This is a genomic window from Rossellomorea sp. KS-H15a (assembly GCF_024195245.1).
GTDB lineage: Bacteria > Bacillota > Bacilli > Bacillales > Bacillaceae_B > Rossellomorea > Rossellomorea vietnamensis.
Window position 1 is genome coordinate 297,180 of sequence record NZ_CP096886.1, and the last position, 14,138, is coordinate 311,317.

15 protein-coding genes are annotated in these 14,138 nt (G+C 38.6%); 1 reads left to right on the plus strand and 14 read right to left on the minus strand.

What is annotated here, in order from left to right; translation table 11 throughout:
• Positions 1 to 56: 56 nt before the first annotated feature.
• The 8 genes from M1J35_RS01310 to M1J35_RS01345 form a co-directional block, all read right to left on the minus strand.
• Positions 57 to 1,325 carry an ABC transporter substrate-binding protein gene (locus M1J35_RS01310; RefSeq protein WP_254652557.1) on the minus strand — a complete coding sequence of 423 codons (1,269 nt, stop codon included), beginning with the start codon at positions 1,323 to 1,325 and terminating at the stop codon, positions 57 to 59.
• A 44-nt stretch (positions 1,326 to 1,369) separates the two neighbouring features.
• On the minus strand, positions 1,370 to 2,389 hold the full coding sequence (locus M1J35_RS01315; protein ID WP_254652558.1) for a glycoside hydrolase family 43 protein: 1,020 nt from the start codon (positions 2,387 to 2,389) through the stop codon (positions 1,370 to 1,372).
• Between the two features lie 536 nt (positions 2,390 to 2,925).
• A complete protein-coding gene (locus M1J35_RS01320; RefSeq protein ID WP_254652559.1) occupies positions 2,926 to 3,168 on the minus strand; it encodes a hypothetical protein in 243 nt (80 codons plus the stop codon).
• A gap of 181 nt (positions 3,169 to 3,349) precedes the next feature.
• Complete coding sequence (locus tag M1J35_RS01325) at positions 3,350 to 3,661, minus strand: hypothetical protein (protein WP_254652560.1); 312 nt, start codon at positions 3,659 to 3,661, stop codon at positions 3,350 to 3,352.
• Between the two features lie 84 nt (positions 3,662 to 3,745).
• Positions 3,746 to 4,780, minus strand: a complete 1,035-nt coding sequence (locus tag M1J35_RS01330) for a DnaD domain-containing protein (RefSeq protein ID WP_254652561.1) — start codon at positions 4,778 to 4,780, stop codon at positions 3,746 to 3,748.
• Positions 4,781 to 4,911: 131 nt separating this feature from the next.
• Entirely contained in the window at positions 4,912 to 5,211 is a 300-nt protein-coding gene (locus tag M1J35_RS01335) for a DUF2442 domain-containing protein (protein ID WP_254652562.1), read from the minus strand.
• A gap of 298 nt (positions 5,212 to 5,509) precedes the next feature.
• Complete coding sequence (locus M1J35_RS01340; protein ID WP_254652563.1) at positions 5,510 to 5,881, minus strand: magnesium chelatase domain-containing protein; 372 nt, start codon at positions 5,879 to 5,881, stop codon at positions 5,510 to 5,512.
• On the minus strand, positions 5,878 to 6,420 hold the full coding sequence (locus tag M1J35_RS01345) for a transposase (protein WP_254652564.1): 543 nt from the start codon (positions 6,418 to 6,420) through the stop codon (positions 5,878 to 5,880). Before M1J35_RS01345 ends, M1J35_RS01340 begins: the two co-directional genes overlap by 4 nt.
• A 763-nt stretch (positions 6,421 to 7,183) precedes the next feature.
• On the opposite strand from M1J35_RS01345, the gene M1J35_RS01350 reads away from it, so the two are divergent.
• Positions 7,184 to 8,113: an LCP family glycopolymer transferase gene (locus tag M1J35_RS01350; protein WP_254652565.1), complete on the plus strand. Its 930-nt coding sequence runs from the start codon at positions 7,184 to 7,186 to the stop codon at positions 8,111 to 8,113.
• Positions 8,114 to 8,174: 61 nt separating this feature from the next.
• Here the strand turns inward: M1J35_RS01350 and galE are convergent, their stop codons facing one another.
• The 6 genes from galE to M1J35_RS01380 form a co-directional block, all read right to left on the minus strand.
• Positions 8,175 to 9,158, minus strand: coding sequence for a UDP-glucose 4-epimerase GalE (gene galE / locus M1J35_RS01355; protein WP_254652566.1), 984 nt, complete (start codon positions 9,156 to 9,158; stop codon positions 8,175 to 8,177).
• A gap of 77 nt (positions 9,159 to 9,235) precedes the next feature.
• Positions 9,236 to 10,252 carry a PseG/SpsG family protein gene (locus tag M1J35_RS01360; protein ID WP_254652567.1) on the minus strand — a complete coding sequence of 339 codons (1,017 nt, stop codon included), beginning with the start codon at positions 10,250 to 10,252 and terminating at the stop codon, positions 9,236 to 9,238.
• Positions 10,253 to 10,269: 17 nt separating this feature from the next.
• Positions 10,270 to 11,226: a 2-dehydropantoate 2-reductase gene (locus M1J35_RS01365; protein ID WP_254652568.1), complete on the minus strand. Its 957-nt coding sequence runs from the start codon at positions 11,224 to 11,226 to the stop codon at positions 10,270 to 10,272.
• Between the two features lie 2 nt (positions 11,227 to 11,228).
• Positions 11,229 to 11,948 carry a cytidylyltransferase domain-containing protein gene (locus tag M1J35_RS01370; protein ID WP_254652569.1) on the minus strand — a complete coding sequence of 240 codons (720 nt, stop codon included), beginning with the start codon at positions 11,946 to 11,948 and terminating at the stop codon, positions 11,229 to 11,231.
• Between the two features lie 82 nt (positions 11,949 to 12,030).
• Positions 12,031 to 13,065: a UDP-N-acetylglucosamine 4,6-dehydratase family protein gene (locus M1J35_RS01375; protein ID WP_254652570.1), complete on the minus strand. Its 1,035-nt coding sequence runs from the start codon at positions 13,063 to 13,065 to the stop codon at positions 12,031 to 12,033.
• Between the two features lie 14 nt (positions 13,066 to 13,079).
• Positions 13,080 to 14,135 (minus strand): N-acetylneuraminate synthase family protein, encoded by a 1,056-nt coding sequence (locus M1J35_RS01380; RefSeq protein WP_371928705.1) that lies wholly within the window; start codon positions 14,133 to 14,135, stop codon positions 13,080 to 13,082.
• Positions 14,136 to 14,138 lie beyond the last annotated feature (3 nt).

Here is a 14,138-nt window from a genome sequence, read left to right on the forward strand (position 1 = left end):
TAAATGAGAATGGGAGGAAGCAAGTGCTTTCACCTGCCTCCCCCCTAAACGAATGACTATTTCATAATTTGTTCGGCTTTTTTCGTGGCATCGTCCAATGCTTGCTTAGGATCTTTTTTACCTAGCAGGGCAAGATTGACTTCTGCCCAAAGCGGCTCAGAAACCTGACCCCAGTTTGCCACCCTCGGAGCAAACTTTGCATATTCAAACGATTTCGCAACAATTGGCTGTTGTACCATTTTCTGAAACTCTTCATTTTCTTCATATATCGCTTTCGATGCCGGAGCTTGGCCCGACTTCGCCCACTCCATTGCATTTTCAGCTGTGAACTTTAAAAAGTCGTTGATTCCAGCAAGTTTATCTTTATTATCAACAGATGCAGGGATGACAAAATTATGTCCATTGGCATACACAGCCTGCTGTTCTGTCCCAAGTTGAGGAACCTCAGCCACTCCATAATTGATGCCCGCTTTATCCCACTGTTCCATCATCCAAGGACCGTTGAACTGAATCGCATTTTTTCCTTGAAGGAAGAGGGTGACTTCCCCGTCCTGTTGTACATTCTGAGGAGATACCTTGTACTTGTGGATCAGGTCTGTCATGAATTGCAGCGCTTCCACGCCTGCAGGACTATTATAGTTCGGCTTGCCATCGGCGATCAATTCCCCTCCATTTTGGAAGAAAATCGTCGGGTAGATGAACTGGTTCGGCCAAAGAGTCGGTACGACATAGCCATATTGACCTTTCGACTCATCTGTTAACTTCTTCGTATAATCAAGGAACTCTTCGCGGTTAGTAGGCGCTTTTTCAGGATCCAGTCCCGCTTCCTTGAAAAGGTCCTTATTGTAATACATGATTAACGGGTGGATATCCAAAGGAATGGAGTACTGCTTCCCATCAATGGACCCGGCCTTCCAGGCAGTCTCTGAGTATTCCTCAGGTTTGATGCCTGCTTCAGCAACGGTCTCACCAAGATCTTTCAAAAGGTTCTTGTCCACATAATTCGTTAATTGGTCAGTATGCATGATCATCAAGTCTGGAGCATTTTTTTGACCCGAGAAGGAAACATCCACCGTTTTATAGTAGTCGGATTGCGGAACGATCTGCATGTCTACTTGATATTCATCTTGAGATTCATTGTAGTTTTTTACAATGTTTTTCATCCGCGGACCATCCGCCCCTGAGAATGGAGTCCAGAACGTTATTTTCTTTGAATCTCCATTCGCTTCATCACCTGAAGCAGAATCGCCGCTAGAACATGCTGCTAATGAACTGATTGCCAGTGCTGCCGATAACACAACACCTAGTAATTTCTTCTTTTTCATTGAGTAAGCCCCCTAAGTATTCATTGCCTATACAGGCTTGATATTTATTCGACGGTCATCTCCCGCTCTTCCCTGGATGGACCGTGAACTTTCAGCTTTCCATCGATGAATTCCATCTTATCGATACTCATTTGCCTGTCCCCACTCGGCACCTCCGGGTGAGTGTGAATGTGATAAACAGCGTAGAGCGTTTCTCCGTCAAGCCCTGTCGTGACACTGTTATGCCCTGGTCCCGAGACACCCTTATCCAAATCTTTAGACAAAATCGGATTTTCACTTGCCTTCACAAACGGTCCCGTCGGTTTATCCGAGACAGCATACCCCACACTATAATCTTCACTCGCATAGTAATTGGCGGAGTACATCAGATAGTACTTCCCATCATTCTTCACTACAAACGGTCCTTCATTCCACTGGTAATCCCCCTGAAGGCCTTCCCAATCCTGATCGGGCTGAAGTAAGAGAGTCGGTGTTCCCAGCACTTTGGTCAACCCTTCATCCATCGGCTGAACAAAGATCTGACTCACGTGTTTCCCGTCTTGGATGTTCTCCGAGCAATCTTTGACGTAGTAAAGATAAGGAGTCCCGTCATCTTCTATAAAGATATGTCCGTCGATATAGGAACCACTCTGTTCAATGATTTCAGTGCTCTCATCCTCGAACGGTCCCAAAGGGTCGTCACTTACAGCGACGGAAATCTGCAGAGACCCTGCATCATTTCGTGCGCTATACGTCATGTAGTACTTCCCCTTGTACGAAATGACCTCAGGTGCCCAGAAATCTCCTGTTGCCCACCTGTTTTCCTGCTTATAGTGATCATAGGCAATACCCTTTTCTTCCCAATCCACAAGATTATCAGATTGCCAAACTCTGAAACCGTAAGATGCTTCCGAAGTGGCATACATATAATACGTATCATTCGACTCTAAGATGAAAGGATCCCCGATATTGGTCATCCCACCAACGGGGTTCTTGTAGGTAACGGTTTCACTCTCACGATCCATGAAGAAGTAAAACACCAGCGAAGCAGCCATAACTACCACAACGGCACTAACCAGTATCAATCGGCGCTTCCCCCTCAAACGCTCACCTCCCAAGAGACATTTACACCTTAATTGAATACGCTTACAAACATAACTAAAAAAATAAAAGATGCTTAGTAAAAATTTTAGCTAAATTTTACTTAACACAAATATAAACCTCACACCAAGCAAAGTCAACGAATTTTCAAAAAAAACTTTGAAGCAGGGGGACGGTTCTTTTGCTTCCTAACATCCGCCTTGATAGAAGAGAGAGGTTCTCACCTGAAAGGGAGAGATGGTTCTATAAATGTAATATGTATGGTCAAGACAGTTATGAAGGAAAGATAATCTTGGTTTACTTCAGTAAAGGAGCTAAAGACAATAATAGCCCTATCAGATTACTAGAATGTTAATCTGTAGGGCTTTTTTATCTATTGGTAATGTGGTGGCGTAGCCTGGTAAATTCCTTGACGGAGATTGGTGGAAAAGATAACAAGGATGGTAAAATTTCTCGGCTTTATTCAAATAGCCTGATCCAAATTAACAAGTTTAGTGAGGAACGTCCCCCTTGCTTCCTTTCAGTTGCACCTCTCAAACGCCCGTAACACTGCCTGGCCAAGCTCTTCATCTGAAACACTCAACTGAAGCTCTTCTGATATCTCTCCCTTGCCGGTATATCCATTGGGTTGAGCGTTCCGGATCTTAGGTTCAAATTCAACCCCTTTGTATTCAAGCAGGAAAACCATCTGGTAAAGGTGTCTCTTGGTAAATGCCTTTTCACTCTTATCTCCCGTCATACGCTTGATGTCTACATCTCTCATATCCTCCGGTGTGTAGTCGTTTTGTTCGGATGCGAAGGGACGGTTCTTTTGCTTCGAATGATAATGAAAGCCACTCTTCTCTCTACCTCTTTAATAACTGTCGAACCGCACACCCTAAACAAATGTTTACCTTTCTACACCCTTCCATTCCAGCACTTCCATCCTTCAACCAAACGTTTGTTTAACTCCCCGGCGGTCCTTCCCCATCCCTATACGTCACCACAACCCCATTTTCAATATTCTGTATCAACCCATACCCCTCCAACCTTACAAGACAATCCCTGATCCATTCCCTCGAATACCAATCCAACTTCTTCCCGTTGTAATACCATAGCGACTCACTCATGTCATGTAACATCCTACTATTCCCGTGAATATACGTACCATCCTGTCCTGCACGAAGCAGAATCCACACATATACCCGCAAGTCCGCCGGGTTTCGATACACCTCATGATCCACCATTTCTTCCTTGATCCACACTGTTTGATCCATGTTCATCTCCTCCTTCACCCTTTATATACAGAAATCCGGTTCAGGAGGACACCATCAAAAAAACTTTTTTCATTTATTTTCACTTCACATCACCACACCGGTCCCACGCTCACGATACGCTTTCAGCTCTTCCATCAACTTTGCCTTCTCCACTTCAAACTCCTCATCGCGAATTTCCTGGACGTCTTCTGATTCACTGGTGAACCAATCCGGCAGCATTTCCGTCCGGACCGGCTTCCTCGTCCCCATGCGCACGTTTCGTTTAGAGTACTTCTCAACCATCCCCTGAAACTCTTTCGTCCTCGCATCCTCCACATCCCGAACCTTTAACTGATCCCACTTCACCAGAATTGCTTCACAATAGCTCCAGTACTGCTTCCCCTGCTCGACCGCCCGCTTCATCGCTTCAACGACAAGGCTTTCGGAAAGACTGTCACACCAGCTTTTGATTTTCTCCTGGATATAGGTCCCCATCCGGCCGAATCCATTGTTTTTGAAAAAGGTCACCGGACACTCGGCTGCGCTTTGTTGTTGTTCATTCTTTTCTGAAGAAATCTTTGAAGTACTCTCTGTATACGTCCCATCTTCCACCCGAAGAGCCCCCTCATCTTGAGGTGACAGGCCATCCGTCGAATGGGATGACGTGGTACGTTCCGGCGTATCAGGTGGGCAAATGGAAACGAGGCCTGACACGTTACACCGTTCCTCCATCACCCGTTTCACGTTCCCAGCGACCGGCTGCACATACATTACATTGTTTAAAATCAGGCTCGAAGACGAAATCGTCCTGAACTCCCGAATCAGCAAATGATGCTCGACCAGAAAATCAATTGCATCCTTTACCTGACGCTTTGTAAATCCATATGTATCCGAGAATGCCTGATAACTCTTCTGAAGCATATCCCCCTTGAATTTCGTCCTGGCTCCAACGATCATCCCGCTGTCATCTCTGATCATTGTCGGCCTGTACCAATACACGATATCCGCGAGTAACGTGATCGCCACAAAATGGGCTTTCCCGCTTGAAAAGGTAATGTTTTTGTACCATAGATGAGGAACGATATTCCCCACGATTTCCATTTCCCCGATTTGATCCGCTACCTGACATCCTGATTTCATCTTCTCTTCCACCCTTCTGATCTATTCATGGTTTATATAGGGAGGAGCAGTGAAATAGGGCACCCTGGAGAGGAAATTATTTTTAAAAATGAAAACAAAAAAAGCCAGGGTACTCTACCCTCGCTTTGTCATCAGGCTCGTTCCAATAAATTTGTATTCTTCGCTACTTCAATTATTTTTTTGATTTCATTTAGATCGATTCCTTCTCTGTGTAACTGATCGGGATCCAAATCCAGCTCTCCTGGCCAAGTGATGGTTCTCAACTCATCATCCATATACACTTTTCTGAAAAATTCAGGGTCTTTCAGCTTTTCAAGAATACCCTTCATATGAGGTTTGATGTCTACGAACCTTTTCGATTCATCTGTAAAATCAATCAGTAGCCACCCGTCCATTTCAGGAATTGTAGCTACGTTATCTATGAGAATCATCAAAACACCTCCTAGTTTAGGGGGGGGGATTCTGCAAGGTGCCTCATTACCCCTGCAGTCATTTCACGCCTTCATCCTATCACCTTTATTAAGCCCAAGCCCTTTCATAACAATCTTCTCTTTGCTTGCGGGTAAAGCGTCGTCTCCCCTTACATATTCCTGTCATTATTTCTATTCTTGTCATAAATCCAGAATAATTTACATGAATGTGCACTTTAGTTGGGTGGGGGTCTGACCCCAATATTTCGCACTTGGTGGCTCAAAAGTCCGCTCAAGCGGCTCTTTTCTAATGCAATACTCACGGGAGCATGCCTTCAACAGCTCTGACATCACCATCCAAGGATAAAGCCCCTAGAAAGGCGGTGGTTTCCGGGCTTCGCACCGTAATCTCCTTCATACTCAATAAAACTGCGAGAGCCATAGATAAATCAAATAGCGGCCCTGTCTTCTTCCATTTAGCTGGGGACAGATTAATGATTATTTTCTGATTTACTAGGGTATATCCTAACCGGTGCAGCGCAGCCGTAACCCTTTCTTTCGACTCTTTCACTGAGGCATCGGGTAAGCCGACAATGACGAAGGATTCCGATCCCTGCATGGTTCGCACCTCTACGCTTACTTTATAGCCTTCCAAGCCTTTCAGACCAATGCTTGTCACTTTACTTGTCATAGGGACTCACCCCGCTTTTCAAGTTTATGTTCCACGTAGGATTGGTAACTGATATGAACCGGTTCAAGAAAAAAGGAATACGTTTTGGAAGGATCAACGTGAGGGTTATGCGAAGATTTAATATAAGAAGAATAACTGCTCCAGGGGTAGTCTTCACAGCGGGAAACCATGTTGGCTTCTAACGGATTTCGATGGATATAGCGACTCACTTCCAAAGAGTAGTCACTGGATTCGATCAGCTCATCCCCATATCTGCCCTGGAACTGATTTCCCACCGTTCTCATCCGGCGATTCAGATAGACAGCATATCGGCAGTGAAGTGTTTTCATAATGTATTGAATATGATGGTCGATGGTTTCGATCTGCAGATGAATGTGATTGGTCATGAGACAATAGGAGTGTAATACGAAGGGATCCTCAAGGATATGCAAGTAAGTAAGATAATCGCATTTATCATAAAACAAATCACCACGCTTATTCCCCCTTGCCGTAACATGATACATGGCACCCGGGTACCAGATTCGGAGTTTTCTCGCCATTTCTTTCCTCCTTCCAGAAACAGAACATACGTTCCTTATAGAGCTAATTCTACAATAATAAAAAACACCTGTCAAATCCTACCTAACCAAAGCCAAACAACCCCACCCATCACTTTAACACACTGACGCTGTGCACTTTAGTTGGGTGGGGGTCTGACCCCAATATTCTCTTGCTTTTCAGCAAGTTTGCCTATGAAAATTCGATATGTATCTATTTACTATAAAATCGATAAAATTTTACATAGTTTGTAAAATTTTCATATTAATTCCTCCAACACCCTCAGAAAAGAGGGTTTCCTATATCTGAAGAAAGTCTCATAATTTAAGCTTTCAAAAATAATCAAATAATACCCTTGCCCTTTTTGACAGAGGTTTCTACCATTTATAATTTTTCTAAACAAATAACCCCCGTATGACCTTCACCCATCCAAAAAATGAAATCCAAAGCGGAATACTTAATAATGTTCCCCAGTACATACCTTTGATAAAATTTCCATCTTCTTTCATGGATCTAGCACCCCTTATCGTATTAGTTCTCACGGAGTATTCGACTATTGTCCTAATATTGTAACCGCTTTCTGTAAAAAAGTTTGTCAGAATACAGTCAGATTTCTTTAAAACTATTAGCTAATAACCTCGTTTTAGATTTAATTATGTTTAAATTTCCCTTTTCTTATACTCTGAAAACCACTACCCATTATTTACTATAGGGTACAGGTTAGATAGAATAGAGATATCTATGTTGTAAAGTGAGGATATTAAATTGAAGAAAAAAATAATATGGAGTGTTGTAAGTGTCATTGTGCTGCTAATCATAGCAGTCGGGGGTTATGCTTACTATATGTATGATTCCGTTAAAGGAACCGCTGAGGATATGCATGAAGAGGTGAAAAGGACCAAGCCCAAAGATTCACCGAATATCACCGAAAAGAAAGATGAACCCGCTGAGCCGATTTCCATCTTAATGATGGGAGTGGATGAGCGTGAAAACGATCGGGGCCGATCGGACGCCCTTATTTTGATGACCTTAAATCCAGAAAAAGAAAAGATGCAGATGATCAGCATTCCGCGTGATACCCGAACAGAGATCATCGGACACGGAACGACGGATAAAATAAACCATGCCTATGCCTTTGGTGGTACAAAGATGGCCATTGAAACGGTTGAGAACTTCACAGATATTCCCGTCGATTACTATATCAGAGTAAACATGGAAGCTCTGAGCTCCCTAGTGGATGCCATGGGTGGAGTGACGGTCCACAATGAACTGGATTGGTATGACGAAGGATACTATAAAAAAGGATACCATTACCATGAAGGAGACATTAAGTTGAATGGCCCTAAAGCGTTAGGATATGTAAGAATGAGACACTTGGATCCCAATGGGGACTTTGGACGAAATGATCGTCAGCGCCAAATCATTACGGCCATTATCGATAAAGCATCAAATGTATCAGCTGTAACAAAGTTTGACGATATTCTGAATGTGCTTGGCAGTAATGTGAAAACCGATATGACGTTCGATGATATGATGAATATACAGAAGAATTATCGCAGTGCCAGGAATAAGATTGAGCAGTATGAAATTAAGGGGCAAGGTGGTTTAATTGGGGGGACGTATTATTTGACGGTTCCTGAAGATGAGCAGGATAAAGTTACGGAGATGTTGAAAGACAACTTAGCTATTAGTTAAATATGTAAAGAACTTGGGACACGATGCCCAAGTTCTAGTTATGGCTTATTATAACTTCCTGTTAGTTACTAGAGCCTACTAATATGCTATTATGCCACGTCCAAGCACTCTCAATAATATCCTCTAAATCATATTCAGCCTTCCACCCTAATTCATGATAAATCTTCTCTGAAGAAGCCACAAGCGTAGCAGGGTCCCCTGGACGTCTATCTGAAAGAACAACATTCGCTTCAACACCGGTTACTTTCTCACAGGTATCGATAATTTCTTTAACAGAATATCCTTTACCATTTCCTAAGTTATAGGTAGCTGTCTGCAGTTTTTCTTCAAGCAAAGCATTCAGACTGAGAATATGAGCATTCGCCAAATCGGTTACATGGATGTAATCGCGGATACATGTTCCATCATGAGTATCATAATCAGTCCCAAATACAGAAATGCTCTCACGCTTCCCTAGTAGATGTTCAAGAACAATAGGGATCAAGTGGGTTTCTGGATCATGTTTCTCCCCAATTTCTCCAGAAGCATGCGCTCCTGCAGCATTAAAGTATCTTAACACAATGTAATTCAAACCGTATGCTTGATGAAAGTCTTCTAAAATATGTTCGATCATCAACTTAGAACGACCATAGGGATTAATTGGATTTGTCACTGTTGCCTCTGTAATTAAGCTTGTTTCTGGAATGCCATAAGTAGCTGCCGTAGAAGAAAAAATGAAGTTTTTCACTTCATGATCTAACATCACGTCCAATAGTGTTAGTGTATTTGAAACGTTATTATAGTAATATTTATAAGGATTTCCAACCGATTCTCCTACTAAGCTATTTGCGGCAAAATGCATAACAGCTTCGATTGGAAATTCTGAAAAAAGTTGATTTAATGTTTCTCTATCGCCTAAATCACCTTTGACAAAACGAACCCGCTCATCAATCAAATTTTCATGTCCACTCGATAGATTATCTAAAACGATAATTTCCTGTTGAATGACTAATTCTTTCACTAGGTGACTTCCTATGTAGCCTGCCCCACCTACAATTAATATCATATATACCCCACCCTCTATAAGGTTTTTATTAAATTATTTTTTATTTATAAAGTCTAATCATATTCTTCACCATTTTATTAACTAATTTCTTCTTTTAATATTACTCCGCTTACCCTTTCTAGAGCATACCCATCAATATATTCATATCCTTTTTGAACTAACTCTTTTCTCAGTTCATAACCATTTACTAAATTGAAAAATTTGTTAGTTAGTTCACTTGAACCCACTTCTTCGCCTAGCCCTAATTTAATATTAAAACCATATTTCGGAAAAACATTTGTATTTTCATGTTGATTTTGACAAAGTACCAAGCTTGGCGTCCCAATTGCTGCAAGTTCATAAACAGTTAAACCACCCGAACAAAAAGCAATATCTGCCCAGTTCATATATTCTTCAATATTACTAACAGAGAGTAAAAACTCAACCGAGTTAAAGCGTTCAATATACTCTTTTTTTAACATTAGGAGGTTTTTAAAACTAGGACCAATGATTACTTTTACAGAAAAATCATTCAAAAAACTAGATAAAGAATCTAGAACTTTAAAAGTAAGTCCACTTGGGTCGCTGCCACCCATTGTTATTAAAACATTTTGAACTAGAGGACTAAGCTTACTTTTTCTGTAATTCATAATTTCTTTTCGGATTGGCAAATATGAAGGGCCAATTAAAAATTGTGTCTGTTTATATTTATTAATAATTTCAATTGGAGTATTAACTAACGCATTAATAACTGTATCACACAATGATAGTCCTGTTCCTAAGTCGTCAAAAGAAATAATTTTATTTGTTTTATTTGCGAAACTTTTTAAATACTCAATTTCATTATCCAAAGTATCAAATATTATAGTATCAAAATTACTTGTTATAAAATTTGATTCAGAGAACTTATCTACATCGTTTGGTAAGAAAATAACGTTATAATTTTTTAAAGATTTCTTTGAAAAAAAATCTATTGTCTCTTTATGCCCTTTAGTTAAAATAGTTATTTTTATATGTTCAGTATTGCCTAAGTAGTCGGAAATATTTAATATTCTGTAGAGGTGACCCATACCTCTATCCCTATTTCCATCAGCTCTAATTAAAATATTTTTCAAGAGTATCACCTTTACATTTATCTGATTAATCCTCCACGTCCATCAGCTATTCCAATTTCTTCTGAAGGGTTTGTAATGTTATCTACTATTACATCATTTTTCTTCCCAATTTTCCCACCAGCTACAAACCTTTTTCCACCATTACTTACTTTCTCGCCCATTACCTTCTCAACTAATAAATCTGTTTCCCTATTTAGAGCAATCTGCGAAGTGAAACCAGCTCTCATATCGAGTCTTATTAATTCAATTCCTCTACTTAACCCGAATTCAATTGCTTCACAATCTAAATTTCCTATTCCTACATCTAAGATATACGCATTATCTTTAATATACATTAAATGCTTTTTCTTAATTACTGGATATCCGGACGTTGAGCCAATAAGGATATCGATCTTACTAAAGTCTATATTTCTTATAGTTTTTATTGGAGTAATAGTTGAATTCACTCCAGAACTTTTAATATTATTCAGACCATCCGCTATTACGGAACATTTCAAAAAATCTCTTCTATAAATAAAAATATCCGCTCCACGTTCGACTAATTTTAAAGCTAGCTTGGATCCTATATTACCAGCACCCATTATTAAGATATTCTTACCATCTAAAGAAGAGAATTTTTTTATAATTAGAGCATCTGCTGCATCTACAGTCATATCATTGGGACGAAACGTATTTATATTTGATTTATTAATATGAGTTGTCACAATATCTAATAAGTTAATTTTCTTATTTTCATTATCAACAAAAATGAAATCCAAATTTCCATCTATGACTTTACATATTTCTATAACATCAGACTTATCGCTGGTAATAACATTTGCTATAGCAATACCTTCTGCATATCTTAATGGGGGGAAAAAAGTTTTTGGGTTATTTTGATTCTGAGTCTCTGCAATAGTTATACCTGTTTTCAATCCCTTTTTCCGACTGATTGATTTTACTTCTTTTAGCATTGCTTCCATTTGCTCTATCATTTCTACACCTTCTTTTGATGAACTTCCTCATTTATTCTTATTATGCTTGGGTTATTTTGAAGATATTCAGTAATTTCCTGTGTTGAAAGCAAAGGCCATTTCCCATTAAAGTTTTTAATGATTTTTGAAACCACTTGAAAATCTTCAACTGTATCTACAGTTAATCGATAATTTTCGTTTAATGGATTCTTATATTCTTTTATCTTGAATTTTGAAGGGTTTTCTAAAATATACGTGGTGACATGCTCTTTATGAGATTCTTTTTTTCCGTACTTAACTGATTCTGACAGCGCACTAACAGTGAAAATTTCCGCCCCCATTCCTAAGGGCAGTGAATAACGATTGCTTAAGTAGTCATATTTTTCATTTACTATTTCCTTCATTAAATGTTTTAGCTCCCATGGTGATACTAATGGGTTATCACCTGTAAGTCTAATAATATAGTCAGCCTTGCTATTTTTTGTAGCTTCGTAGAATCTATTGAGAACATTTTGTTCGTCTCCTCTATAGTAACTTATTTGTTTCTCTTTACAAAATAACTCAATTGGGTCATCCGCAGAAAGGTCACTAGTAGCTATTAGTATACTATTTTTAAGATTTTCGATTAATGATAAGCGTTCAATTAAATACTCTAGCATTGGCTTTTTATTAATTTCAGATAATACTTTCCCAGGTAATCTTGTTGATCCCATTCTTGCTTGTACTATAGCTAAAAAGTTCATAAAGAATCTCCTATTTTCTCAAAAAAGCATTTTGATACAATATTTGGTATCAAAATGCTTTTTTGGATAATATCTTATGTTTTCAGAATCCACTTTTGATAATTGAATCAATTACGGGTGATACTAAATCGTTAATTTCATTTTTGTTATACATAACTTCATCTTTAGAAGAGTATTTAGTCCTATTTGTTTGTAAGAAATTCATGTTTGAATAAGTTAACTCTTTACTATTTTCACATTTAGGATTAATTACAAACATTTCCTTAGACTCATAAGCGTTCCTAGCCTCATCTTCAGACATTAGTTCTTCAAATAGTTTCTCTCCGGCTCTTTTTCCTATATACTCAATGCTTGTTCTGTTAATACTTAGCTTTTTTGTTACTATATCCATTACTGAGTAGGCTAAATCTTCAATTTTCATTACTGGCATTTTTAAGATGAACGTTTCACCACCATGTGCTAATTCAGCTGCTCTTAAGACTAAGTTAGTTGCTTGAGGAATAGACATAAAAAAGCGAGTCATTTCAGGTTCCGTAATTGTAATTGGTTTAGCACTCATTATTTGGTTAACAAATAGAGGGATTACCGAACCTCTAGAACCCATTACATTACCAAATCTTACACAAGAAAATATAGTTTTTTTGTTTCCTTTATATCTGTTAGCAGAGCTTATCAATCTCTCCCCTAATAGTTTGGTTGCTCCCATAGTGTTCGTTGGGTTTACGACTTTGTCTGTACTTATTGCAACTACCTTTTCAACATTATTTTTTAGTGCCGCTTCTATTACATTTTGGGTACCAACTACATTAGTATTAACAGCCTCAAAAGGATTATATTCACACGCGGGTACATGTTTTAATGCTGCCGCATGAAATACTATATCTATATCTTCAAAGGCATATTCTAAACGATTCTTATCTCTTACATCCCCAATTAAGAACCTAACATTGTTAAATTCTCTGTATTTTTGTGACAAAAAGAATTGTTTACTTTCATCTCTGCTATATACACGAAGCGTTTTTGGGTTGTAACTTAGAACTTGAGATACAATCTCAGAACCAATAGAGCCTGTTCCACCTGTTACAATTACATTTTTATTTTCAAAAATATTATTCATTAAATGTCAATCTCCTAAATCATATCCCAAGTTAAGATATCATCCTCTTTGATATCTACTCGAGCTAATCTACCAATAACTTTATCATAGTCTATTGGCGATATTCCTGTGCCTGGTCGTTTCCAAGTAATCATTTCTTCTGTAATCTCTTCTCCTTTAGAAATATGAACATTAGCTACTAAACTTCTTCTAGCAAATTTGATGGCATTTTTTTCAGCTTCTAATGGTTCTTTGTAGTTTTTTCCTAATAAAGGTAATATTTTGTTCATATTATTTATAAATGTTCTTACATCACTTGGATCCATCGAATGGAAATGATCATTTCCTTTTAAGGTCTTATCCAATGTGAAATGTTTCTCAATTATTTTAGCCCCTAACAATGCTGCAGTTGTGAGAGACACCATTGAATCATCTGGGAAAGTGTGATCAGAATACCCTACTGTATATTGAGGGAAAACTGTTTTGATATGCTTAATCATGTTTAAATGAGCATCTTCATGTTGTGTAGGATAACTTAGTACACAATGTAATAAAGCTATATTTTTATTTCCTGCTTCTTCAATTACTCTGACTGCACTTTCAATTTCACCAATTGTAGATGCACCTGTTGACAATATTAATGGTTTATTATAATTTGCTAACTTCTTTAAAAATGGATGATTGGTTAAATCAGCCGAAGCTATTTTAAAAGCAGGCATTAAATCATTTAAGAATTCAGCCGCATCTAAATCAAATGGTGTGGACATAAAGTCAATTCCAACTTTTTTTGCATGTTCTGCAAGTTCAATATATTCAGGAGCACCAAATGAATCATATTTTGTAAATAACTCATATTGTGAAGTGATTGGTTGTTTAGATAGATCCCAATATGAAGGTGAATTTTTTGATGCCAGCTTACCAGCCTTATATGACTGAAACTTAATTGCATCAGCACCAGCGCTTGCTGCTTCTTCAATTAGTTTTTTTGCATTATCAATACTACCATCATGATTCACACCGGCTTCTGCAATTAAATATATATCATTTGAATTTCCTTTTACGATTTCATTGATTGTTTTCAATATTATCACTCC